We start from the raw sequence: 475 nt of genomic DNA, 5'->3' as shown, positions 1-475 counted from the left end.
GATGTGTATAAGAGACAGCTCAACCTCTCCCCGTCCCAGTGGGGCGCCAAGGTCCGTGCGCAGTACCCCGGTTACGCGGGGCCCTGGCCGCGCGTCGCGATCTGGCAGGGCACCTCGGACTACACGGTCTACCCGGTCAACGCCACCGAGCTGCGCGATCAGTGGACCGATGTCTGGGGGATCTCCCAGACCCCGTCCAGCACCGCGACGCTCCCCGGTAACACGACGCTGACCAGTTACGACGACGCCTCCGGCAAGCCCGCCGTACAGCTGTACCAGATCAGCGGCATGGGACACGGCCTCGCCGTCGACCCGGGCTCGGGCGCCGAGCAGTGCGGTAAGGCCGCGGCGTACTTCCTCGACACCGTCTGCTCCAGCTACCACACGGCCAGGTTCTGGGGCCTGGACCAGGACGGCGGCGGCACCGACCCGGGCGAGGGCGGCGAGAGGCTGCCCGCGCCGGCCGGTCTCGCCG

At 70.5% G+C, this 475-nt stretch carries 1 pseudogene; it reads left to right on the top strand.

Annotated features, from left to right (window positions below):
• Window positions 1–475, top strand: a pseudogene (locus IH13_RS0133605) (esterase); the annotation flags it as partial.

It is taken from the genome of Streptomyces sp. NRRL WC-3549 (assembly GCF_000721935.1).
In the GTDB taxonomy this organism is placed as follows: domain Bacteria; phylum Actinomycetota; class Actinomycetes; order Streptomycetales; family Streptomycetaceae; genus Streptomyces.
The sequence above is the reverse complement of the archived record's forward strand: the minus strand, read 5'-3'. Positions and strand labels throughout refer to the sequence as shown.